Source organism: Flavobacterium sp. ARAG 55.4 (assembly GCF_051846875.1).
Lineage (GTDB): Bacteria > Bacteroidota > Bacteroidia > Flavobacteriales > Flavobacteriaceae > Flavobacterium > Flavobacterium plantiphilum.
In genome coordinates this window covers 36,428-62,052 of the sequence record NZ_JBPYCT010000009.1, presented here as the reverse complement: position 1 = coordinate 62,052, position 25,625 = coordinate 36,428, and the positions used below count along the sequence as shown (strand labels likewise).

Genomic DNA, 25,625 nt, shown 5'->3' with positions numbered 1-25,625 from the left:
TTAATATTTTGAATTATTTTTTATGTTCAAACTTTGAGGTGGTCCTAAATAGCTTTGTTTTAAATTACTTTCTTCCGTTTCTATAATGATTTTTTGAAGTACCAAGCCTTCGTCAATTCTAAAATAATTTAGAATATGATTGCCTTCTTGTATATCAAATTCGGTGGTAATCACTTTTATGTTATCCGAAACATTTTTATCCCAAAATTTAGGGACTTTTCCGTTATAATCAAAAATATTAGGCTCTGAGGCATAATTTATTTGACTAGGTTTTTCGTTGTCAAAAGATAATCCATAGTAAAATCCTTCTCTTGTAGAATAGTTTATGGTTGGAGAAAAATAAAGATGTACTTTAACTTTTCCAGCCTTTTGAAAATTCACATTATAGGAAAGTTTAGGTGAATTTTCAGTCAATGCTACGCGTCCTTTTTGGATAGGTAAGGATATAACTCCTGCGGTACTTTTGCCTAAATTTTCTACCACTTCCCATTTGAAATCTTCAGGCTCTGATTTGTCTGAGAAATTTTCTGCATTAATAACAATATAGCCATCATTGGTTACAAAACCTTGAATTCCTTGTTTGCTACGATTATTCGTTGTTATTCTAACTGGAATTTTTTCTCCAGCTCCTGAAATTATGATTTCTGATGTTTGAACACCCTTAGGTGCTTTTTCCCAATTTATAGTTATTGCTATGCGTTCTTGTTGCTCAATTGTCCCTTTTGTTTTAGAAATCTGTATCCAATTAGATTTTGTACTGATAGTATAATTAAAAGATTTTGAACCTCGATTGAAAATATCAACGTAGGAAATATTGTTAGAAAACGCATTAAATTCCGGGAAAACAGCAACTTCGGAGGAATAAGGCCACCATTGTGTACTGCCTTCAATAGCAATTCCAATTTCCGCTTTTTCCGGAATTGTAATTGTTTTGGTTTCTGGTATAATGTTAGTTCTTGGTTCTTGCCAATTGGTGTAGCCAATATGAGTTTGAGACATCATATGATTCCATTTTCCATTGGCCATTGTTTTGTGGTAATAGTTAGAAAGTTCAGCATCTTTGTCAAACAATGTTTTTACTTTATCAGCATATTGATTAGTAGCTGATCTTCCCTGGCTGGCATACCAATTATTTTTTGCTGCCGTCACATACAATTCATTTAAATTAGCACTTGCCAAGACAGGATACAATACTAATTGATAAAAAGCATCTTTATATTCAGGACTTAGTTTTGCATTTACTGCTTGTGCTTTTTGAACCAATTCGTTATAGCTTGCCACTACGTTTTCGGCTTCGTTATAATTCACTAAACTATAGGTTGAAGCGTTCAATAATTCAGGTTTTCTATTTGAATTGTATTTGGTGTACATTTTCAAGATAGTTGCAATGTCGTTTGCATTTTTTTTTCCAAAATTTGCTGAAGCCCATTGGATATAATAGTCTTGTAAATTTGTGGCATTCCAATATTCTGGATTCCAAGCATAATCCAAGAAGAATTCAATTGGGAATTCAACAGGTTTGATGTCGCCTACATTTACAATCCAAACTTTGTTTACGCCATGTTCATAAGCGAGATGCATTTGTTCCCAAGTACGTTCAATTTGGTTGGTGTTAATCCATTTGTAATTTCTGGGACCACCTACGTAATCAAAGTGGTAATAGATTCCAAAACCTCCTTGACGCGGCTTTGCATTCAATTCAGGTAATTTTCTTAAATTTCCCCAGTTATCATCGCAAAGTAATAGGGTTACATCCTCAGGGACTTGCATTCCTTTGTCATAGTATTCCTGAACTTCTTTGTATAATGCCCAAATTTGAGGGGTTTTATCCGCAGGTTTTTGGGTTACGTTACTTATGATTTCGCGTTGTGTTTTTACAATTTTTTCTAAAAGTTCAATGGCTGTACCTTCGGTCATAGGCTCATCTCCATCGCCGCGCATACCTATGGTAACCAATGTTTCTTTAGTACCCATTCGTTGCATTCCATCCGTCCAGAATTTCTTTAAGCCTTCAGGATTTTTATTAAAATCCCATTCACCATTAATAGCTTTATTCCATTCCCCATGCGCTTTAGCTAGTGGTTCGTGATGCGAAGTTCCCATGACAATACCGTATTCGTCAGCCAAAATTCCGTTTTGAGGATCATCTGCATAAAATTTTTCATTCCACATGGCTGGCCATAAATAATTCCCTTTCAGTCTTAGGATTAATTCAAAAACTTTATCGTAGAATTTAGCATTGAATTTGCCGTAATTTTCACGAACCCAACCGGTAAGTGCAGGAGCTTCGTCATTGATAAAAATGCCTCGGTATTTTACTTTTGGTTCTTCCAAAGTATGAATCCCCGGTAAAACATGTAATTCCGATTGTTTTTTTACAGGAACATCAGCCCAAAAATACCAGGGAGAAACGCCAATTTGATTTGATAAATCATACATGCCGTATATGGTTCCTCTTTTGTCTGAACCTACTATTACTAAAGCTCTTTTTATATTTTTTGTTGGATTTTCTACAATTTGAGTACTGAATTTCTCCCATTTCCCATTTAGTTCAGCGGCATTTATTTTTCCGTCTTTCACTAATTGGTCAATGATTGCACTATGCCCTAATGTACCAATGATAATGACATTTTCTGTTTCCTGATTATTATTTTCTAATCTTTTAGCATGTAAATCAGTTACATTATAAAGATCATTTTCTAAATGTCCTGCAACACGTAAAACACCCGCAAAATCATTATCACTTACTAAGATTGAGGCAATTTCACCTTTGCTTACAATAGGAAAACTTCCTGTTGTAATAGAATTAGTTACATATTTATTAGGATTGATTGCATAGTTGTTCTGAACAGTTAAAATCAATACTGTCAATAAAGTATAAAAGCTGTATTTTTTGATTATGTTGTTCATTCTATTTTTCAATTCTTTATTCTAATTTGTACTATTCCTGTTTTGTCAATTCTGAAATGCTGTTTTTTTATTAATTATTTCCCGGAGCAAATGGAAATTTGAGTGATTCAAAATACTCTAGGGTTTGTGTGGGTTTTTCAACCCCACTAGGTAATTCTTTGCCTGAAAATTGTTGAAAATAGAGTAAGCAAGCATCACGCCACCATTTGGCTTCTTTGTGTTGAATATTTAAAAGCATTTCCACTTCATGAAAACGTTGTTCATCAACATAAGATTTCATCTTGCCCCAAGTACTTTGCATACGCGCCACTTGATTTACACCTTCCTGATATTTTAGTGCTAATCCGTCCCAAAGTGTTGTCCCATTTTTTAGTTTATATTCCCAGAATACATGATGAAACCATAATAGATCTTTTTCCGGGCACTTGGCTATATCGTTAAATTCTTTCGCTATTTCGGGAGCGTATTGTGCTGTTGCATTGCTTCCAGTTGAAGAACGGTCGAATCCAATTCCATTTTTATCGGCTTTGTGATAATAAACAGGATTCCATTCAGGTCTGGATAAATTGCTCACCCATGGTCCGGGACCATAATGATGTCCGGTATCCATAATATGGTGTAAACCTAGTGGTGTCATGTAATTAACTACGGCTTCTCTGGAATCTATCATCATTTCTTGGACTGGTTGAACAAATTTTTCATTATTAGAAAATGTCATTCGCAACCATTCTTCTGCAATAGTTTTGGAGTCTAAATTAGGATTCCATGCCAAGCGTCCAAATCCATACCAATTCGCTTGCGCAAAAGGATGTCCGCACCAATTAATATCACTGCCAATATTAGCAACACCAGCCATTCCGGTAAGTTTATGATGGTCTAATGAACCATCAATTATTTTAGCTACTGTAGAACCTTTTCCTTTGCTGTAGGTATCTGATTGTAAAACTTCCTGGAATAATTTAGGAAGAAAAACCAAATGGGTACTAAAGCCTAAATATTCCTGAGTAATTTGAAACTCCATAATTAAAGGTGTTTTGGGCATAGCTCCAAACATAGGGTGAAAAGGTTCGCGAGGTTGAAAATCGATAGCCCCATTTTTAACCTGTACAATTACATTATCTCTAAATTTTCCATCATAAGGAACAAATTCGCTATAGGCTTGTTTGGCTCTGTCATCAGCATCGTGTTCAGAATATACAAAGGCACGCCACATTACAATCCCGCCAAAAGGCGCTAAGGCATCTGCAAGCATATTGGCTCCATCCACATGATTTCTGCCATAATTTTGTGGTCCGGGCTGTCCCTCCGAATTGGCTTTTACAAGAAAACCTCCAAAGTCAGGAATTGATTTATAAATTTCAGCGGCCTTGTCTTTCCACCATTTTTGTACTTCAGGGTCATAAGGATCGGCAGTTTTTAATTTTCCTATTTCAATAGGTGCCGAAAAACGAGCTGTTAAATATACTTTTATTCCATAGGGTCTAAAAGTGTTAGCTAAGGCAGTTACTTTTTCTAAATATTGTGGCGTTAATATGAGGGCATTGGCATTTACATTATTTAAAACGGTACCATTTATCCCTATTGAAGCATTAGCGCGCGCATAATCAATATAACGTTGATCAATAAAATCAGGAAGTTTTTGCCAGTTCCAGATAGAGGAACCTGCATAACCACGCTCAACAGTTTCGTTAAGGTTATCCCAGTGGTTGAGTATTCGAACATTTATTTTAGGAGCATCTGTAATAGCCAAATTGCTAATAGATTGATTGGTTTGTAATAATTTTAAAAAATGAAATACACCATATAAAACAGCTACATCCGTTTTTCCAGTTATTAAAACTTGTTTGTTGTTGTTTAAAGTTTTGATAACATAACCTTCATTGTTTATGGTTGTGATGTCTTTTTTTATGTTTTGCTGTAATTCAGCAGGAAGTTCAGATGTCTTTCCTATTACTATTATATTTGCGCTGTTTTCGTTATTTATTTTATGTATTTCTTGTCCTAATAGGTTACTTAAACCTTGTTCGATTTCTTTTGTTGCTATAGCAACTGTCTCTGAATTCCCAAAGGCATGAACTCCTTTAATAGTAGATCGATAACTATTAAGGATTGTAGCATCTTCTACCTTATCATATTGTAACCATAATTTATAATCTTTTTGAGCAGACATTTTCTGTAAACTCAAAAGTATAAACAGGAATAAAACTGCTTTTTTGTAATTACCCAATATTTGAAATTTTAGAGACATTTTCTATTACTTTATAATGAAATAATTTTTTGTTTTCTGGATTTGATAATTTACGATTTTATTTTTTTTGTAAATCTAATTTATTTTCCTGTATATTTGCAATCGGTTGCGTAAAAGTAAAACATTAGAATATATAAAAAAAATTTTACTGTGTTTTTTTTATATTCGTAATAAAATCATTAAAAATCTGATAAAAGATAAAGTTATGAGGGTTAATTCTAGGTATTTCGTTTTGGTATTGTTGTTGTTTATTGATTTTTGTTGCGTAGGACAAATAATAGCTAATAAAAATCAATCAATGCCTTTTTATAATACATCTTTGTCTATTGATGAGCGGGTACAGGATCTAATATCAAGATTGACATTAGAAGAAAAAGTAAGTCAAATGATGAATAGTACTCCAGCAATAGAACGTTTGAATATCCTGCCTTATGACTATTGGAATGAAGCCTTGCATGGAGTAGGGCGTTCAGGAGTGGCTACTATTTTTCCACAAGCTATTGGTTTAGGAGCCACTTTTGATAGTGATTTAGCGTATCGGGTTTCTTCAGCAATATCTGATGAAGCAAGAGCCATGTATAATGTGTTTAATGACAAAGGATATCATTCTCAATATGGAGGATTGACCTTTTGGACACCCAATGTTAATATTTTTAGAGACCCAAGATGGGGGCGAGGGCAAGAGACTTATGGAGAAGATCCTTTTTTGACTTCAAAAATAGGAACTGCTTTTGTAAAAGGTTTGCAAGGGGATAATCCAAATTATTTAAAAACAGCTGCTTGCGCCAAACATTTTGCTGTACACAGCGGTCCGGAAAAATTAAGACATGAGTTTAATGCCGAAGCTACTCCAAAAGATTTATGGGAAACTTATTTGCCTGCTTTTCAATCTTTAGTCGAAGAGGCTCAAGTAGAGTCAGTGATGTGTGCTTACAATAGTACTAATGGAGAGCCTTGTTGTTCTAATAAATATTTAATTTCTGATGTTCTTAGAAAACAATGGAATTTTAAAGGACACGTAGTAACTGATTGTGGAGCAATAGCAGATTTTTATGCTGCTAAAGATAAAGGCGGTCATGGAGTTGTTGCTACCAAAGCTGAAGCGGCAGCTCTTGTGGTTAAAAGTGGTGTTAGTTTGAACTGTGGAAATTCGTATGATGCATTGCCTGAAGCAATAAACAAAGGCTTGATTACAGAAAAAGAAATAGATGCTCAACTGGCCACTCTTTTAAAAACACGATTTAAGCTAGGTTTGTTTGATAAAGTTGGAAGCAATCCTTATGATGCTATACCTTATGAAGTGGTTGATAGTCAGAAACATAGAGCTTTAGCCAAAGAAGTAGCGCAAAAAAGTATGGTTTTGTTAAAAAATAATGGAGTTTTACCATTGAGGAATGATCTTCAAAAATATTTTGTTACTGGTCCCAATGCTTCAAGTACAGAAGTGCTTTTAGGGAATTATTATGGCATAAATCCTAATATGGTAACAATATTAGAAGGGATTACTGCGGCTATAAAACCACAAAGTAAATTAGAATACCGATTAGGTGCTATGTTGAATAAACCTTCGATAAACCCAATTAATTATGCTACTGGAAATGCTGGAAATAGTGATGTAACCATTGTTGTGTTAGGCGTTTCAAGTACTTTGGAGGGAGAAGAAGGCGATTCTATAGATTCTAATTCAGCGGGAGACAGATTGAATTATGATTTACCTGAAAATCAAATAGAATACCTTAGAGATTTAAGAAAAACAGCTAATAAAAAGCCGGAAAATAAAAAACCAATAGTAGTGATTATTACTGGAGGTAGCCCTATTAATTTAGCGGAAGTGCAAGAACTAGCCGATGCTGTTTTGCTAGTTTGGTATCCGGGAGAAGAGGGTGGAAACGCAGTAGCGGATATTCTTTTTGGAAAAGTTGCCCCTTCGGGAAAATTGCCAATCACTTTCCCAAAATCTTTAGATCAATTGCCTCCTTTTGAGGATTATTCTATGAAAGGCAGAACCTATAAATACATGAATGTTGACCCAATGTATCCTTTTGGTTTTGGGTTGAGCTATACTAATTTTACTTATAGTGGAGCTAAAATTTCTAAAAATAAAATTTCTAAAAAAGAAGACGTAACTGTAACAGTAAAAGTGACCAATACAGGTCAGGTGAAATCAGACGAAGTAGTACAATTGTATGTCTCCGATTTAAAAGCTTCAGTTGATGTTCCGAATTTTCAATTGAATGCAATCAAAAGAGTTAGCCTAGAGGCAGGCGAATCTAAAGAAGTATCTTTTCAGTTGACACCAAAAGCTTTTGAAATTGTGAAAATGGATGGTTCAAAAACAATAGAATCAGGAGAATTTAAAATTTATGTAGGAGGTTCCAGTCCAATGAAAAGAAGTTTTGAATTGGGTGCGCCAAAAATGGCTGAATTAGTAGTAAATGTGAAGTAATCTAATAAAAGTAACGCAATGAAAACAATCAAAAATTTATTTATAGCTTTATTTTTTGTGCAGGTGGGTTCCTTGGTTGCTCAAATTAGATTACCAAAATTGATAAGTGATGGTGTTGTTTTGCAAAGAAATGAAAAAGTGAAAATTTGGGGTTGGGCTGCGCCAAATGAATCCATTCAATTAGAATTTAAAGCTAAAACATATACTGCTAAAGCAGATGCAGAAGGGAATTGGAACATGATACTTCCTGCCCAAAAAGCTGGTGGACCTTATGAAATGGTTTTTAAGGCAACTAATGAAATTAAAGTAAAAGATATTTTGTTTGGCGATGTTTGGATATGTTCAGGACAATCCAATATGGAGTTGCCAATGGAGCGTTTAAAAGAAAAATATGGTGCCGTAATTAAGAATGCTAAAAATTCTAATATTAGACAATTCTTAGTACCTGATAAATATGATTTTAACAAAGAACAAACCGATTTAGATGCGGGGAATTGGGTTTCGGCAGATCCAAAAACGGTGCTTGAATTTTCTGGAGTTGCTTATTTTTTTGCTAAAGCAATATATGAAAAAGAGCAAATTCCTATTGGTTTGATTAATTCAGCTTTAGGTGGTTCTCCTATAGAATCCTGGTTGAGTGAAGATGCCTTAAAGGCTTTTCCGGAAGCGTATCAGGAAAGTCAAAGATTTAAAAATAAAGAGTTAATCAAAGAAATTGAAGCTGGTGACAAAAAAAGAAATGATGACTGGTATGATTTATTGAATAAAACCGATTTAGGTTTGGAAAATCATTGGGATTTAGCGGGAACCTATGATAAAGATTGGAATCAAATGCAAATACCAGCCTATTGGGCTGATTCTTCATTAGGAAATGTAAATGGAGTAGTCTGGTTTCGCAAAGAAATTGAGGTTCCAAAAGCTATGGTTGGTAAGCCAGCTAAATTATTCATGGGACGTATAGTAGATCAGGATTTTGTTTATGTAAATGATCAATTAATTGGAACAACAAGTTATCAATATCCTCCTCGAAGATATGATGTCAATGCTGATGTATTGAAAGAAGGAAAAAATACTATTTCGATTAGAGTAATCAATAATTCAGGCAGAGGTGGTTTTGTAGAAGACAAGCCTTATTTTCTGGCTGTAGGTAATGATACCATTGATTTAAAAGGGACTTGGAAATATAAATTAGGAGCTACAATGAAACCTTTGCAAGGGCCAACATTTATTCGTTGGAAACCCGAGGGATTGTTTAATGCGATGATAGCACCTTTGACTAATTTAAAAATTAAAGGAGTGTTGTGGTACCAAGGAGAATCAAATGCGGGAAATCCAAAAATGTATGCTAAAGCATTGCCTGCTTTAATTCAGGATTGGAGAACAAAATGGAGGCAGGGAGATTTTCCTTTTCTATATGTACAATTACCTAATTATATGGAAACCTATGCAGAACCAAGAGAAAGCAACTGGGCAGTTTTAAGACAAGCACAGCTTGAATCTTTAAGTGTTCCTAATACGGCTATGGCTGTTGCTATCGATTTGGGCGAATGGAATGATATTCATCCATTAAACAAAGAAGACGTTGGAAATCGTTTGGCATTATTGGCTCGTAAAATTGTCTATGGTGAAAAGAAATTGAATGCCGAAAGTCCGATGCCCTTTCAATCTGTGTTTGAAAAAGATAAAGTGATTATTACTTTTAAAAATATTGGCAGTGGATTGATTGCTAAAAATGGAACTGAATTAAAGTCTTTTGCGATTTCCAATGATGGTAAACACTTTGTTTGGGCAAATGCTAAGATAATTGGAGATAAAGTGGAAGTTTGGAATGATAAAATAAGCAATCCAACTGTGGTACGATATGCTTGGGATAATAATCCGGATGAAGCTAACTTATATTCTAAAGATGGTTTACCTTCGACTCCTTTTGAAGTAAAAAAGTAAATAAAAAACTCATTGATAATCTAATTTGTCAATGAGTTTTTTTTCAATTATTTTCTTTTAGAAGATTCTCTTATTAGTACTTCGGTATTTAAAAAAGTAATTTCTTTAACGTCTTCTTTCTTAGGAGATTTTATATTTTTTAAAATAATTTCGGCCGAAATTTGTCCCATTTTAGCTGCGGGATGTGTAATTGTAGACAAATTAGGATCAATAATTTCTGAAATAGGATCATTATTGAAACCAATAATTGCAATATCTTCCGGAACTCTCATTCCTTTTTTCTTGGCACTTTGTATAGCACTTACCGCCATAATATCTCCTGAAGCAAAAATTCCGTCAGGGGGAGTTTTTAAGCTCAGTAGTTTATTACTTGCTTTTACACCTTCGGTGTAGGTAACCGTCTGAAGGTCTACAATGAGTTCTTTACTTGCAGATAAATTATGTTTTTTAAGTGCGTCTAAATAACCCCGCATTCTTTCGGTATATAAATTTCCAAATTTAGATCCTGCCGTGAGATGCCCAATTCGGGTGCATCCTTGCTCTATAAGATGTTCTGTAGCTTTAAAACCTGCAGCATAATTGTCAATGATTACCCTAAATGTATTAAATTCTTTTGGAACCCTGTCCACAAAGACTAAAGGTATATTATTGCTTACAAATTGTTGAAAATGAGAAGTGTCAGTTGTTTTCATTGCTAATGAACAAATTACACCACTAACTCTGCTCCCGTATAATGATTTTGCCATACTGACTTCTGCCTCATAGGAGTCATTGGATTGCATAATAATAACATTATAACCTGACTTTTGTGCGGTTATTTCTATACCACTAATTAACGAAGATAAGAAAGGTTGTGTTACAGTAGGAATTAATACGCCTATTGTTTTTGTTTTGTTACCGCGTAATCCTGCTGCTAAAGTATTAGGAACATATCCCATTTCTTCAGCAGTTTTTTTTACTTTTTTTATAGTTTTTTCACTAATTGAATGGTGGTCTTTTAAGGCTCTCGATATAGTGGATGTTGCTAAATTTAACTTGCTTGCTATATCGTAGATAGTAATGTCTTTATTTTCTTCCATAAAAATTAGTGTATGAATTGCAAATGTACATATTTTAAAGTTTAGTTGTAATGCTTATAGTTTAGTTGTAATAACAAAATATAAACTCATTTTCAATCTGTTGCCTAAATTAGGAATAAAGTTTAATTGAGCAAAAAAGCTAACAAAAATTGTTATGGTAAATTTAACAAAAACAGTGGCAGAACAAAAAATCAGCAATAGCAAGGTTGCTTCCGGTAATATTTTACAATGCGGAAACCTTTGGGTTATGATTGCTTCATTACGTATTTGTTCTAACTGGTCTTTCTGCCCATTAACAGTAAGGCAACACCAATACCAATTCCTGTAAATAAAGCCAGACCGAGTTTATGAGTTGTTTTTGACGGCGGATTTCCGTACACCTGTAAAGGCTCTTTAGAATTTTTTATTATATTTCCGGGGTCATTTTCTTTGTTTTTATTCAGTTTCATTTTCATTCGCAGTGCTGCAGATGCTGAATTCATAATAAGTTTTGGAAATAATTTATAAGTCTTTGTCAGAGCGGCGGCTTTTAAATCAGGAAAACTGTCTTTTTTGGGATGTTTTGCTAAATCTACCATTGCAGCTGCGGTATCACGTGGGTCTGAAGCAATAAAAGGGATGGAGATATCAAAACCGGAATATTTGGCTGAATGTAAATTACCGGTAGAGTTTTGTAACTGCGGATACAGATTACAGATATGGATATGCTTTCGGTTTGATATTTCTCCTTGCAGGCATTCCATCATTCCTCTGATTCCATATTTAGTAGCGGAATACACAGCACTGTATGGCGCAGGCATAAATCCTCCAATGGATACATTATTAATTAAAATGCCTTCGTTTTGCTTTTTAAATATTTTGAGTGCATTATAAGCTCCGTGCATATAGCCAAACAAATTAGTTTTAATGAGCTGTTGGTGAATTTCCAAGGGGATTTCTTCAAATTTTCCACTTGCCATTACGCCGGCATTATTTACCCATATGTCAATTTTTCCACCCATTGAAAGCGCTTCTTCAACTACTTTTTCAACATCCTTGGCAACAGACATATCAGCATATACACCCACCGCAAGAACATTTAATGTTTGACAGTATGCTACTACATCATCTATTCCTTTTTTACCTCTTGCTACTGCTACTATATTGCATCCCTGAGCGGCAAAAGCTTCTGCAGCTGCACGACCAACACCACTACTGGCACCTGTAATGACAACGTTTTTTCCTTTGAGACTGTTATTTGTGTTTTTTATATCTTCCATAATATTAACTGTTTATAGTTTAGATGTATTAAATTACTAAAATATTTTTTGGTGTGTATCCATTTAAGAAAACTTTAATTATAAACAATCGTCTTTATTTAAAAAGAAGTAAAAAATAAATAAACTAAATCTTCGATGATGAACTTAGTTATTTTAAAAAGTTTGCTAATGGCGTAGTTTAAAATCGTTATTTTTTAATTTCCACAGAGACCTAAAAAATAAATTTTATTAAAAACAGTATAAAAAATCATTCAGTTATTAAATAATTATATGCTTATAGCTTAGATTTACTGTTTTTTTATATTTTTATAAAATGGAATTTAGAAACTTACTTTTGATTGATGATGATACTGATGATCAGGAAATATTTATCAGTGCCATCGAAATTGTATCAGCTGAGATGATATGTACAGCTATGACAGACGCAAGTGCTGCTTTAGAAAAATTACTGACTAGTGAACTACAACCTGATGTTATATTTGTAGATTTAAATATGCCTATTATGAACGGACAGGAATTTGTTTCCAGGCTTAAAAAAGTTGAGCAATTCCAGTCGGTGCCGGTAATCATATTTTCAACTTCGGCAAGTCCGGAAACTATTGCAAATACTAAGGAATTAGGAGCTGCTGATTTTATAACCAAGCCTAATAGTTTTAACGACCTGGTAAAAATTCTTTCATCATTATTCACTAATTAAATAACTGGTCTTGGGTAAAAAAAAATATGAAGACTTTCTCAGTGGAGGAGGAGAAATGGGAGCATTGATACGCGATTTTGACTGGGAAAATTCTGCTTTAGGAAGCCCGGATAAGTGGCCTTTGAGTCTGCATATTACTTTGGCTACCATTGTTCATTCAGCCTTTCCCATGTTTTTGTTTTGGGATGAAGATCATTTTTGCTTTTATAATGATGCTTACAGACCAAGTCTGGGTCAGGCAGGGAAGCATCCTATGATTGGAAAAAAAGGAAAGGAATCCTGGACCGAAACCTGGGAATTTATAGGACCTCTTATAGAAAAAGTAAAAGCTACGGGAGAATCCTTTAAATATGAGGATATGTTAGTGCCTATTTACAGAAATGGTTCGCTCGAAGATGTGTACTGGACATTCACTTACAGTCCCGCTTATGGAGACCTTGGCGAAATAAGAGGGGTGATTGTAACCTGTATGGAAACTACAGAAAAAATGACCACATTTAATATCATTTCTGCTGCTAATGAAAAGCTTCGGCAAAATGAAAATCTTCTTCAGCAAAGCAGAGACCAGTTACAATTTGCTATTGATGCAGCAGAATTAGGAACCTGGGAACTGGATCCAGTGACGAATAAATTCAGAGGTAATTCCAGACTAAAGGAATGGTTTGGGTTACAATCTGATGATGAAATACAATTGTCTTCAGGCATACAGGTTATTGCTGAAAAAGACAGAAAAAGAGTCAGTGATGCCATATCATATGCGTTATCTTATGAATCCGGTGGAAATTATGATATTGAATATACCATTGAAAATCCGGTAAGCGGGAAGGAAATTATTGTAAAAGCGAAAGGGAAAGCAATATTTAATGCTGAAAAGCTGCCTTATGCATTTAATGGTACTCTTGAAGATATCACAGAACAAACTAATATTAAGCAGCAACTGGAATTAGAAGCAGCTGAACAGAAAATAGCCAAGCAGAAACTGGAAGAAGCTGAATTATTTTCAAGAGATATATTTGAAAATTCTCCGGTAGCTAAATTAGTGCTTCTAGGCCCTGAAATGAAAATTGACAGAATTAATGAGTATATGCTTGAAATTCTTGGTCGGGATCGTTCGGTTGTTGGTTTGCCGTTTTACACAGCAATACCGGAACTAATGTCAACAGAGCATAAAAATCGTTTAGAAAAAGTATACAACAGTGGCGAAACCTTTTATCAGCTTGAAGAAGAGATTACAATATTACGTTCTGGCGTACCTTATACCGGATACTATAATTATGCTTACAAAGCACTTTCACTATCAGACGCTATTTACGGTATAATAGTTACGGCAACTGAAGTTAGCAGGCAGGTAGAATCCAGACGCATCATTGAAGCAAAAGAGAAAGAACTTAGGGATTTAATTACAGCTGCACCCATAGGAATATGTGTGGTGAGCGGTGATCCAGTATGGGCAGAGGAAATAAATGACCGCTTTTTGTTAATATCAGGAAAAACAAGAGAGCAGTATGCTACTAAACCTTATTGGGAAGTCTTAAAGGAAGTAGAGGCTACTTTTAAGCCCGAACTCGATAAAGTGTTTCAGACAGGAGAAAAATATTCAACAGAAGAACATGAAATGCTTCTTATTCGCGACGGAATAGAAGAAAATATTTACCTGACTTTTGATTATATACCGCTTAAAAATAAAGAAGGAATTACCATTAAGGTTATTATTTTAGTTGTTGAGGTCACACATCAGGTTGAGACACGCAGAAAAATTGAACTGGCAGTGGAAGAACGCACAAAAGAACTGGCAGAAATGAATTATAGCTTAATGCGTTCGAATGCTGAACTGGAGCAGTTTGCCTATATAGCTTCTCATGATTTGCAGGAACCTGTTCGTAAAATCAGTACTTTTCTTGAAATGCTGCACCATAGTCTGGGCGATATAAGCGAAAAATCAGAAGGCTATTTTAAAAAGATACTGAATTCTACCAACCGCATGACCCAATTAATACGTGATGTACTGGCTTATTCCAAGGTATCAGAGAATAACGATGCTTTTGTCGAAGTAAATCTTAACTCAATTATAGAAACGATAAAAACCGACTTCGAACTATCCATAGCTAGTAAAGGGGCTATAATTAAAACTAAAAATTTGCCAGTAATTGAAGGGATTCCATCACAGCTGGTACAACTTTTTAGTAACTTACTGTCCAATTCCTTGAAATTTGCCAAACCGGATATCACACCGATTATACAAATTTCAGCAGTTGTAGCCGGAAAAAAGATAATCGAAAAATATCCTGAACTTACTCATAAAGAATACTATCATTTGCAGTTTAAAGACAATGGTATTGGTTTTGATCAGGATTATGCAGACAGAATTTTTAAGATTTTCCAACGACTCCATAATAAGATGGATTATGAAGGTACCGGTATCGGATTATCCATTTGTCGCAAAATTGTACAGACTCATAAAGGACATATTTCGGCAAGTTCCAGTGAAGACGGAGGTGCTACTTTTCATATTTTGTTTCCCAAATACTGAAAACCGACTGGACACATTTCAAAATTAGATCGTTTAGTATCATAATATTTTGATTTCGTCTACTTCCCGATACAATAAGTAATAATCCTTATTTTTAAACGGTTTATAAGGGTAGGGGTGTACAAAAGGAGTACCGTTTTAGTTAAAATGAGAGTAGTTATTGTTATTAAAAATAACGATATTTATTTTATAAGTGAAATTTGAATAAGCATAAAACTGTTTTTACGCACCATGTAAAAAGACTTCTGCTGGAATACCAAAAAAGTTTTTGAGCTTTTGAGCCATCTTTAGGGTGATTTCACGCTTGCCAGATAGTATTGCTGATACGTGTCCTTTACTCCCAATAATTGGTTCTAAATCTTTATTCTTCATTCCCATTTCTTGCATTTTTATTTTGATAACTTCCAAAGCATCGAGTTCGGGCATAGGATAATTTTTATCTTCAAAATCTTTTATCAAAATAAGTAAAACACCTAATTCGTCATCTTCGGGAGTGTTGGGTTCTGCGTGAAATATTTCCATTGCACGCTTTACGGCTATTTTATGTTCTGCTTCGGTTTTTATTACTTTCCAGTTCATTTTTTCATTTTTAAGTATTATAATTTTTCGTCAAATTCAATAGTTTCAACATCAATTTTATCATATTCTTTGTGTGTGCCAAACCAAATTGAATAACAGGTTTTTCGTCTAAAGTTGAATGAAACAACTAGTCTAAAATCATTTCCTTTGATATTAAAAACGACTCTTTGATTGTTTACCAAACTAGCGTTTCCGTAAACTTCCTTGAGTTCATTAAAATTGTCAAAGTCTCTTTTGGAAATTTCATTATACCACATCAATAATTGATTTTTTGCAATCGGGTATTTTTGGGTATAATAAATTATTGTGTTCCTACTGATTATATTCATTTGTCAAAGGTATTAAAATGTTTTCAAATTGAAAACATTTTAATATTATATTAGCAGTAAGTCATAATTAAATTTTTTTGTCACAAATACAGTGAAAAATTTGTGACAAAAAATATTTTAGAATCAATAGGTATTAGGTAGTAAGAATATTTTATTTATTATTTGTTTCATTATAAACGTCCACAAATCATTAAAAATACATGGATAATACTTGTTTACAATAAAAATGACCGCTATTTCATATTAACTAGAATTAGCTTTATAAATCTACTTTACACATTGTTGCATTTTTATTGTAAAAGCATTTTTTAATAGAAAAATTATATTAAAGGTGTCAAAAAGAAATTATGTTTTTTAAACTCATTAATAATTTCTTCAAAATTTTCTTTGATAAATTCCCAATATTTACGTTTGATCAAGTACTTTTTTTATTTGATCGCTTTTATAGAAACGTTTAATTTCTTCTATTTCAATAGCATTACCACGCTCAAATACCCGTTTAATAACGGCTATACTTTGTTTTTGCCAATCAATTTTAGAAATGTCTGTATCCCAAAATAAAGATTTTCTTAAAAGAGTTAGATCTGGAGTATTTTGCTTTGTTTTGCTTTTTTCGTCGTTGATATCAAAATAAGTTTGTAAAAGTGCAAGAGATCCTTCTTCTAAACTTAATTTTTCTTCAATTTTCAAAGCCAGCGCTATATTGAGTTTCCTTTTGCCTTTAGTAATTGCATTTAATGTTTGCGGATGTTCACCAATAGAAAGGGCAAAAGGACGCTGTGAAATCGCTTTTTTCTTAAGTAAGCGTTCCAATATTATTCCAGGGTGGATACCTTTGTATTTTTCTATTAATGTATTCATAATACAAATATAAACAATTTTGTTTATATTTTTTTTTAAAGCTCTAACTAAATTATCATGAGAAGAGCAATCATATTAGTACACGGAAAAAGTGCTGGGATTTTGATGGAAGTTTGAATATTCTTAATACTTATTTTATGTTAAAACAGCAAAATAAGTAGAGTAAAATCTGCTTATTCATATATAAATTGGACAAATAAGGTTTTTTCAGGATTGAAAATTGTTTATTTATCTAAATTCCAATCTATATTTAATGAATTATTCTCCGCAAAAAATGCAGCAATTAAGTTGTTTGATCACCGCATTTTAAATTCGACTTTTTTCATATCATACCCTATATCTTAAAGAAAAAAAATCTTAAGTAAAAGACTTACTTTATCCGACTTAATATTAAACATAATCTGTGTATTAACTTAGTGTATTAATTGCCCCACTTTATTTACTACCTTATATTCCAAATCCTCAAATTCCTCAAAATGTGCTTTTCCGCATTTAATTTTCATTTGTTCATCCCCACTTAGTTTTAATAAGTCAACTTGTGCTGTTCCTGTATCTTTTGTTTCAGCTACAAAATAAATTTTTTGCTCATCTTCAAATATCAATGCCCAATCGGGATTATAATTTCCTATTGGTGTCGGTATTTTAAACCAATTTGGTAATTTGAAATAGAATTTTATTTGCTCACTGGTTTCGCAATCTTTAGCAAATTTACTTTCAACACCTGAATCTAAAGGTACAAATTCTTCATAAATGGTTTTGGAAGAATCGGAAACTTTAAATGAAAAGTCATTCAAATACACTTCCAAGTCCTGAGCTTCAAACAAAGCCATTTCATACTCTTTGCCTCCTATTTTTTGATATTTAATTCCGTCAATCATTAAATCATATAAAGTTCGTTTTATGGCTTGTATAGCCAAGTCTAAAAACAGTTGAGGATTTATAGTTATATCCACAATTCTACCTGATTTACTCAATATTTCTTCAATAGTGGAACGGGTCAATTCTGTTTTACTTTGAATATAGCCCAACACATCAGGAATTTTCCATGCGTAACCACCATATGATTCTACTTTCTCTCCAACATAATTTGTACCTATACCTTCATCTGTCATTGTAATTCCAATTTTTGTGGAACGAATGGAAGGCGATTTTATTTCAGGTAAATCTCTTATCGCTTTTGCAGTCAAAGTAATTAAATCGTCAGTTTTGTAATCTACTCTATAAGTAGTTCTCTTTTTCAGTTTTCCCCAAATTTCCAAGAATTTAGGGTCGGCTTCAAATCCTTTTCGATATTTGATAGCAGTACGTGTTTGCTTATTTTTTATTCTACCTGTAAATGCAACACCGCAATCCTCTTCAATTTCTTTTTGCAATGCTTTGGCAAAATCGTCATAAGATTCATTGGCAATAATCGTCAAACGGTTTATGTTTTGGTCGTAGGTTCTTTTTCCTGTTTGGTCAACCGCCAAACGCAAACCCCTTCCAATTTCCTGACGCTTTTTAATTTCTGACTTAGTTTCGTTTAGGGTACAAATCTGAAATACATTCGGATTGTCCCAACCTTCACGAAGTGCAGAATGTGAAAAAATGAAACGCAATGGATTATTAATATCCAATAGGATTTCCTTTTCCTTCATAATCCAACGATATGTTTCATTTGCATCTTCGCTATTTTGAGATTTTTCGTTGTCCAAAGTATCTTTCCAGTTTCCTTTTTTGTCTTTGGAAAAATAACCATTGTGAGTTTTATCAAAAGGAAATTTATCTAACTCCTTGAAAGCTGGTTTTGAAATGTATTCCTGATAAATTTCTTCAAACCATTCGGCAAACTTTCCTTTTACATGATTTCCAGCCGAATCATAACTGCGATAATTTGCAACCTTATCAATAAAGAAAAGTGACAAAACTTTAATACCTAATTTGTTCAGACGTTTTTCTTTCTTTAAATGTTCTTCAATTGTTTTACGGATCTGGAACTTCATTACCTCGTCCGTTAAATCGCCTTGACTATCGCCTTTATACAATAAGTTTCCGTTGGAAATCGAAATACATTGGTTTACAGCATCAATTTCTTCAATAATATAACCATCAACGTAAATTTCTCTTTCATTAGAAAGTTTATATAAATCATCACCTACTTTTACAGTAATTGTTTTCTTCCTTACTCCATTATTCTCATTACTGTTTATGGCAACTTTCGCAGTTACTTTTGTCTTAGTAGCGGTTATAGATTCCACAGAAATAAAAGCATCATTATAGGCGTTTTCTTCAATGATTGAGTCAACCTCAATCTGTTTAACCAACCCTAAATCATAAGCCTTTACAGGGTTTAAATTATAAGTGAGGTTGTATTGGTTTTTATGGGTTGCAGAATATCGAAGCGTACATAGTGCTTTTAAGTTTTCAATAGCTGTTCTACGCTTTTCTGTTTCCATATTTTGTGGCTCGTCAACAATTACAATTGGAAATGTAGCCTGAATAAACTCAAGTGGTTTTTGCCCGTTTAGTTTATCGTTAGGTTTGTTAATAACATTCTCGTCTTTGGCAAATGAATCAATATTGATCACCAAAACTTCTATGTTATTGTTAGTTGTAAACCCTCTTAGTGTTGATGGCTTTGAGCTATCATAAACCTGAAAATTAACAGGAACATTGTCGTAAAGAGTTTGAAAATGTTCGTGAGTAATTTCCAGATTTTTCAAAACACCTTCGCGAATAGCCACTGAAGGCACTACAATCACAAATTTTTTGAAACCATATAATTTATTTAGTTCATAAATAGAACGCAAATAGACATACGTTTTACCTGTCCCTGTTTCCATTTCTACGGAAAAATGCATACCATCCAACTTATCTGAAACTTTAATTTCGTTGTTAGTTTGTATGCTTTGCAGATTGGCAAGGATTTGCTCCTCTGATAAAATTAAGTTGTTGCTAATACCTTGAATAAAGGATCTTTGTTTCTCCTTTAAATCAAATTCTAAAATAGAATCTTCTAAAGGTTGCCCTTCAAACAAATCTGTAATAGATTTTATAGCATCTTGCTGGTATTGGAGATTGGACTCAAACGTTAGTTTCATTGAATATTTTTTGAAAAATCAAACATTAAGTGATAAAGAACCACGCTATCTTCTGACACATTGTGACAGGAACAGTAAGAGAAGCCAAAATTTGTAACAATTTCTCTGTATTGCAAGTCTTGTGTTGTATTTGCTTCTGAAAAATTATTTGCTAATAGATTATTTATTGACGTCACATTAGCACTAATATCTATTGGTTCTACCACAAAACCAATCATCCCATTTGTTTTATAGTGAGTTGAATAAGTTGTTGAAGCAAATCTATACATTCCATCTTTGATATATTTTGCATTTAAACCAGTTGTACCACTAAGATTTGTAGCATTAAGTCTTTTACATTCAATAATATAATATGCACTTGTATCCTGAAAAGTATTTAGTGTCTGAATTTTTAAATCAGTTCTACCTATACTTCTATCTTCTGGAACTTCTCTGTCAAACAGGTAGTCAGTTAGTTGAATTTTTTTTCTGATTGAATTGTCTTTGAGGTAATTTATCAATAGTACATCTCTAATAGCATTTTCATCATTCGTTAGCGATACATTGTCAGCAATCATTAAATTATAGCAAATAATGATTTTTGAAAGTATATCTTCAAATTCAGCATTATAGAAAACACCATTATATTCATAACCAGAGGCATTTAGTTCTGTAAATATCATATACCTTTCCTCCCTGCTTTAAGAATGGCATCAGCAAATTCATTTACATCTAAATAACCAATGGCTTTGTGCCAAAGTCGCTTTTCATTCGGTTTAAAAATATAGAAATAGTCTTTTTCAAATCCTCTTATATCTTTCTGTACAAAGAGTTTATCTGTGACTTTTTCAGAACTAACTTTTGTTAAAAATGACATTATACCAGATACATCATCTTGCTTATCTTTCCATTTAATATCCTTTTCATATTCATTAACATAAACTATTTTAAAGAACATTCCAATGATTTGCTTAGTATGCCATATCTTAACTATAAATTTCTTATCATCTTTACTTACATTTTGGGCAAAGCGTTTGATGTATAGTTGGGCGTAATCTTCCAAAAATTCATCATGCAATTTAATCGGTTCAAACAATTTTGTTTTTTCGTAAATTTTCCCGCTAATTATTGTTTTGTTTATTGATAATGCGTAGTCAATCAAAGCATATTCGCTGTCCGATAATTCTAATTTTTTTAATACTTTATTGTTAATATTAATGAGCTTATCTTCAACTCGTTGGTTTAAAACATCCAATTCCAGAGTATTTAATGTCTCATTTCTTGTCTTGTTATGTAATTCAAGTTTAAGTTTTTCAATCTGTTCTATATCATCTCGAACATCCAAATCAAGATACGGCAAACTATATTTATCGTAATTTTGAGTTTGCTCTCTTTCAATTCCTATAAATGCGAATGAGTAAATCGCAAAATAGGATAATATATACGAGGATAAAATAGCTTGTATATTATATATGCTGTTAATATTATTATTGTCTAATGGAGATATTGAAGTAAGACTATTTTTAAAAAGTAAATCCTGTTTTGAAATAGCCGACTTTACTATTAGGTTATTCATGTCCAACCCCATTCGCATTAGTAACATTGGTGCTTTAAAAATCTTTGGCTTATCAGTTCTAAGCCTGTGAACCATAGGTTTATCAAAGTCTGAAATTTTATCTTCATCAATAAAAAACGATTCAACACCATAGGCATCAAGAAATGATTTGCCTATTAAATGCTCTGAATTGTAAGTAGGCTTACTACTATACTGAATTCCAGTACCCTCTACAAACTTTGTCTCGTCTGAAATTATTTTCTTTATAGAGGGAAAACTACCTTTTATTCGGCTTAAAAAATTAAAATCAAGATATGAGCCATACACAAGTGTTTTCCAAAGCCAATCGTCTATTTTCAATTTATATTGTTGTACTTTTTTATAATCACTTCTGTTAATCGTAAAAATCTTAAAAAGAGAGAAAAATTTACTTGGCTTTAAAGTAATATGTTCAATTAGATTATTGTCTGTACTTTCTCCGTTTGAATGTCTATAAAAGACAATTACTGCTGGTGCAGTCGCTGGATCGCTGGATCGGTCAAATACTTCTTTGCGTACAGGTGCAAGTTCAAGAACCTGGTCGATATAGAACTCTTGTAACCAATATGGTCTAAATGGACTTTCCTCGGTATATCCCAGATTGTAAAGTATTGAACTTTTTATAATAAATGCTATTTTTGTATTAGGTGAACAAAAATCACTTGTTCTTAACAGGAAACCTTCTGCTATTTCATTATTGTTTATTCCTATTTCATTTTTTTTATCTTGCCCCTTTTCTCTTTTATATCTTTGTTTAATGTATCCTTTACCAATACTGTCTAATCCTTTTTTCCCTCCAGCCCAAGGTGGATTTCCAAAAATAAAATCGAAATTTTTATTAGAAAATATTTTATTATAAGTACTTGTTTGATCAAAATAATCAGCTACAAAAAAATTAGTGTTTAAAAGAGGAGGAAATTTAAACGTTTCAATTTCAGGAGGCTCTTGGTAATCTAATAAAATCAAGTAAATAGAAAATATTGCTACCTGAATAGCACTTTCGTCCTTGTCAATACCAAAAATATTTTCACGAGCTAAATCTTTAATCGTTTCTTTAAAAGTACCTTTATTATCAGAAATACCATTTAAGGCAATATGTTTTTCTATGATTTTTCGTAAAGTTTCCACAAGAAAAATCCCAGAACCACAGGCAGGGTCTAGTACTTTGCACGAAACATCATTGTTACTTGTATTGAGTTTTTTTGTGACGCTTTGACTTATAATATAATCGACTAGGAAAGTTGGTGTATAATAGGCGCCCGCTTCTGCTTGATTCTCTTTTCCTATAAATCGTTCATATACATTACTGATAAACTCAATGGGTAATATAGAAAAATCATATAACTGAAAAAGAGACTGCTGACCTGTTTTTACATCTTCACCTTCTAATAATCGTTTTATAAGTTTAAATGCCCCATCGGGAAGAGCATCAAAAGAATCCTTATCTATAGGGAAGAGTTCACCATTAAACCCTGTATCTTTATTTTGCAAGCGATTAAAACAAAGATAAAGATATTCTCTATTCAGTAGTAATTGACAGAACTCTTCATTTGTCCAGACTCTTGATGTCCCATCTAAATTTAATTTTACTTTTCGGTCAATCAGATAACGGATAAAAATGATTTTACCAAGTAATGCATTGGCAGTTTTTCTACTACAATTGTATTTATTCAGAAGTTCATCCTGTGTGTCTTCAATGTTCTTTAACAAACGATAATCTACTCGGTGTAAATAATTGAATTCGTTATAATATTTTTCAAAGGTTTTACCTGTAACTAGTTTAAAATAATTTAAATCATTTAATATTTCATCACCCCCTAGTTTTTGGAGTAATTTAGTATTTTCATCTATTGCAAAACCATTATATACAGTAATATTATCATTTTCTGATACAATAATAATTGGAGTCTCATTGAAATTCCAAACTGTCTTATGTAGTTCTTCTTTGTTTATTGGATTTTCGAAGAATAAAATGAGTGGTTTATTGTCAAAACAGAAGATAGCCTTAGGTGACCATTTTTTAGAATCTTCCAACAATCGAACAACACGACTTGGAAAAGCAACCTTCATTTTCCAGTCCTTGTCTGACAATTTAATTAAAGAGTCTTTTTTGTTGATTTCTAAATCTGAAAACAGTTTTTGTAAATTCATAATAAAACTCTTATATCGTTTTAAACTCAATGCCAACATCTTTCATTTGAAGTACAGTATTGGTTTTTAGTTGGTCATTGCCTTTAAACAATTTGTCTAACGCAATTACTTTTATTGGCTTTTCAGCAATTACGAAATCAATAATTTCTTGAGTAGCTTTCTCTAATACAAAAACTAACTCACAACTATTAATTTTATAAAAACTGTTTTTCTTCTCAATAGTACTATTTAGGTCTTTACCACTTTTTAGTAACAGTTCGTAAACCATATTTTCAATAGTCGCAGATTCTGAAACTGGATCAACAAACAATTTCATTTGCTCTGCTAAAGCCTCAGCATTATTACCCTCAATTTGTTGCCATTGTTTAAAATTACTGTCTTCTAATTTCAATACTTTGAAACCTAAATCTTGTATTTTTAATTGCTTTATTTTTATTTTAAGATTTTCAATTTCTGTTTTATTTTCATCTGTAGGCAATTCCCCTTGCAGTTTTTTTATTTGAGCTTCTATTTTTTTTATTTCAGCCTTAACCTCTTCTTCTATTTTCTTGCTTGCTCTGCGTATGCGTTCTTTAGAAATGTCTGCGATGGTCTTATATCCAGCTTTGTAGGCTTGACTTTTTTCTTCACAGAGTTCGGGTAATTGTACACAAACATATTTTCTATTTCCACCATCTTCCTTGTTAAGTTCCATTACTGCATGTGCTGTAGTACCACTACCTGCAAAAAAATCAAGTACAATTTCATCCCTTGATATTACTTGATTTAAAAGAAGCTGAATAAGTTTAACAGGTTTTGGGAATGTAAAGAATCCTGTACCAATAATACTTGCAACTTCTTTTGTTCCATCATTTGTAGATATTTTCGTTATTAATGAAGTAATGTTTTTCATTAATGAATCCATTTCATTCATAAACAACTTATTTCTTGGTCTACCCTCAGGATTATCAGGCCATAAAATACGCTTCTCTGCAATTTTAATTTTCATTGTTTTAGGCTCATATCTCCATCCTTTGGGGGGGCATTTATATTCTATACCTGTTTCTGGATTAACCAAATCATAATGACAATTAGGTCTTTGGTCAATTGTAAGTAATCCTGTCAAATCAGAACTTCGCCAAGGTCCTCTGGAGTCATTATCTGGATTTGAAAATTTTTCTAGGTCTTTTTTTATTCCAGTTAATATACCAGACTGTTTCCTGAATATAAGAATATATTCGTGGTCTATTGAAACACCTGTTAAGTTTCTGTTATCTTCACTTACACGTGATTTCCAAATAAATTCTGCAATAAAATTTTCCTCCCCAAAAATCTCATTCATCAGTAGTCGAAGATTATGCACTTCGTTATCATCAATAGACACAAAAATAACTCCATCTTGTCTCAAAAGATTTTTAGCCAAATACAACCTTGGCATCATCATATTGAGCCAATTACTATGGTACTGTCCATTTTCTTTGCTGTTCCTTTTGAACATACCATCTTTCGTCATATAGCCTTCTTCATCTTTGTCGCCAACACGCTTTTCATATTCGGCTTTACTTTCAGAGAATTTGTCTGGATATATAAAAGAATCGTTACCGGTGTTATAAGGTGGGTCAATATAAATCATTTTAACCTTACCGAAATAGCTTTTTTGAAGCACTTTCAGGACTTCTAAATTTTCACCTTCAATAAAAATATTTTTGGTGTTGTCAAAATTTACACTTTCATCTTTAGCAGGAATCAATGTTTTAGTTGTTGGAGTTTGTAATACTTTAAAAGCATCACTTTTTCCAGCCCAATTCAAAACGTAACGTTCGTTAGAAAAATTAATATTTTCTCCAAGCGTAGCTTTTAATTTTTCCCAATCTATTTTTCCTTCGCTAAAAGCTTCGGGTAAAATTTGTCGCAATGCATTTATTTTTTCTTGTTCAGGAGTAAGACTTGTTCCGTCCAT

At 32.8% G+C, this 25,625-nt stretch carries 15 protein-coding genes; 4 read left to right on the top strand and 11 right to left on the bottom strand.

Annotation, left to right across the window (positions count from 1 at the left end):
• Together ACSV4D_RS11125 and ACSV4D_RS11120 are read right to left on the bottom strand one after the other, a co-directional pair.
• On the bottom strand, positions 1 to 2,910 hold the full coding sequence (locus ACSV4D_RS11125; protein ID WP_439228339.1) for a glycosyl hydrolase 115 family protein: 2,910 nt from the start codon (positions 2,908 to 2,910) through the stop codon (positions 1 to 3).
• Between the two features lie 70 nt (positions 2,911 to 2,980).
• Positions 2,981 to 5,158, bottom strand: coding sequence for an alpha-glucuronidase family glycosyl hydrolase (locus tag ACSV4D_RS11120; protein ID WP_439228338.1), 2,178 nt, complete (start codon positions 5,156 to 5,158; stop codon positions 2,981 to 2,983).
• Positions 5,159 to 5,363: 205 nt separating this feature from the next.
• Here ACSV4D_RS11120 and ACSV4D_RS11115 point away from each other — a divergent pair, with 205 nt between their 5' ends.
• Both ACSV4D_RS11115 and ACSV4D_RS11110 read left to right on the top strand, forming a co-directional pair.
• The gene (locus ACSV4D_RS11115) at positions 5,364 to 7,604 is read left to right on the top strand and encodes a glycoside hydrolase family 3 C-terminal domain-containing protein (protein ID WP_439228337.1); all 2,241 of its coding nucleotides are present in this window, start codon (positions 5,364 to 5,366) and stop codon (positions 7,602 to 7,604) included.
• Positions 7,605 to 7,622: 18 nt separating this feature from the next.
• On the top strand, positions 7,623 to 9,548 hold the full coding sequence (locus tag ACSV4D_RS11110) for a sialate O-acetylesterase (protein ID WP_439228336.1): 1,926 nt from the start codon (positions 7,623 to 7,625) through the stop codon (positions 9,546 to 9,548).
• A 47-nt stretch (positions 9,549 to 9,595) separates the two neighbouring features.
• Here ACSV4D_RS11110 and ACSV4D_RS11105 read toward each other — a convergent pair whose 3' ends face one another.
• Positions 9,596 to 10,627: a LacI family DNA-binding transcriptional regulator gene (locus ACSV4D_RS11105; protein WP_439228335.1), complete on the bottom strand. Its 1,032-nt coding sequence runs from the start codon at positions 10,625 to 10,627 to the stop codon at positions 9,596 to 9,598.
• Positions 10,628 to 10,899: 272 nt separating this feature from the next.
• A complete protein-coding gene (locus ACSV4D_RS11100; protein ID WP_439228334.1) occupies positions 10,900 to 11,886 on the bottom strand; it encodes an SDR family NAD(P)-dependent oxidoreductase in 987 nt (328 codons plus the stop codon).
• A 313-nt stretch (positions 11,887 to 12,199) separates the two neighbouring features.
• On the opposite strand from ACSV4D_RS11100, the gene ACSV4D_RS11095 reads away from it, so the two are divergent.
• Entirely contained in the window at positions 12,200 to 12,583 is a 384-nt protein-coding gene (locus tag ACSV4D_RS11095; RefSeq protein ID WP_439228333.1) for a response regulator, read from the top strand.
• 10 nt (positions 12,584 to 12,593) lie between these two features.
• Positions 12,594 to 15,113 carry an ATP-binding protein gene (locus ACSV4D_RS11090; protein WP_439228332.1) on the top strand — a complete coding sequence of 840 codons (2,520 nt, stop codon included), beginning with the start codon at positions 12,594 to 12,596 and terminating at the stop codon, positions 15,111 to 15,113.
• A 222-nt stretch (positions 15,114 to 15,335) separates the two neighbouring features.
• Here the strand turns inward: ACSV4D_RS11090 and ACSV4D_RS11085 are convergent, their stop codons facing one another.
• The 7 genes from ACSV4D_RS11085 to ACSV4D_RS11055 all read right to left on the bottom strand — a co-directional run bounded on the left by ACSV4D_RS11085 (position 15,336) and on the right by ACSV4D_RS11055 (position 25,625).
• Positions 15,336 to 15,692: a helix-turn-helix domain-containing protein gene (locus ACSV4D_RS11085; RefSeq protein WP_373406594.1), complete on the bottom strand. Its 357-nt coding sequence runs from the start codon at positions 15,690 to 15,692 to the stop codon at positions 15,336 to 15,338.
• Between the two features lie 17 nt (positions 15,693 to 15,709).
• The gene (locus ACSV4D_RS11080; RefSeq protein ID WP_439228331.1) at positions 15,710 to 16,021 is read right to left on the bottom strand and encodes a type II toxin-antitoxin system HigB family toxin; all 312 of its coding nucleotides are present in this window, start codon (positions 16,019 to 16,021) and stop codon (positions 15,710 to 15,712) included.
• A gap of 405 nt (positions 16,022 to 16,426) precedes the next feature.
• Positions 16,427 to 16,882 carry a helix-turn-helix transcriptional regulator gene (locus ACSV4D_RS11075; RefSeq protein WP_439228330.1) on the bottom strand — a complete coding sequence of 152 codons (456 nt, stop codon included), beginning with the start codon at positions 16,880 to 16,882 and terminating at the stop codon, positions 16,427 to 16,429.
• A gap of 413 nt (positions 16,883 to 17,295) precedes the next feature.
• On the bottom strand, positions 17,296 to 19,962 hold the full coding sequence (locus tag ACSV4D_RS11070; protein WP_439228329.1) for a DEAD/DEAH box helicase family protein: 2,667 nt from the start codon (positions 19,960 to 19,962) through the stop codon (positions 17,296 to 17,298).
• On the bottom strand, positions 19,959 to 20,624 hold the full coding sequence (locus ACSV4D_RS11065) for a hypothetical protein (RefSeq protein WP_439228328.1): 666 nt from the start codon (positions 20,622 to 20,624) through the stop codon (positions 19,959 to 19,961). Before ACSV4D_RS11065 ends, ACSV4D_RS11070 begins: the two co-directional genes overlap by 4 nt.
• The gene (locus ACSV4D_RS11060; RefSeq protein ID WP_439228327.1) at positions 20,621 to 23,686 is read right to left on the bottom strand and encodes an HsdM family class I SAM-dependent methyltransferase; all 3,066 of its coding nucleotides are present in this window, start codon (positions 23,684 to 23,686) and stop codon (positions 20,621 to 20,623) included. Before ACSV4D_RS11060 ends, ACSV4D_RS11065 begins: the two co-directional genes overlap by 4 nt.
• A gap of 10 nt (positions 23,687 to 23,696) precedes the next feature.
• A complete protein-coding gene (locus ACSV4D_RS11055; protein ID WP_439228326.1) occupies positions 23,697 to 25,625 on the bottom strand; it encodes a site-specific DNA-methyltransferase in 1,929 nt (642 codons plus the stop codon).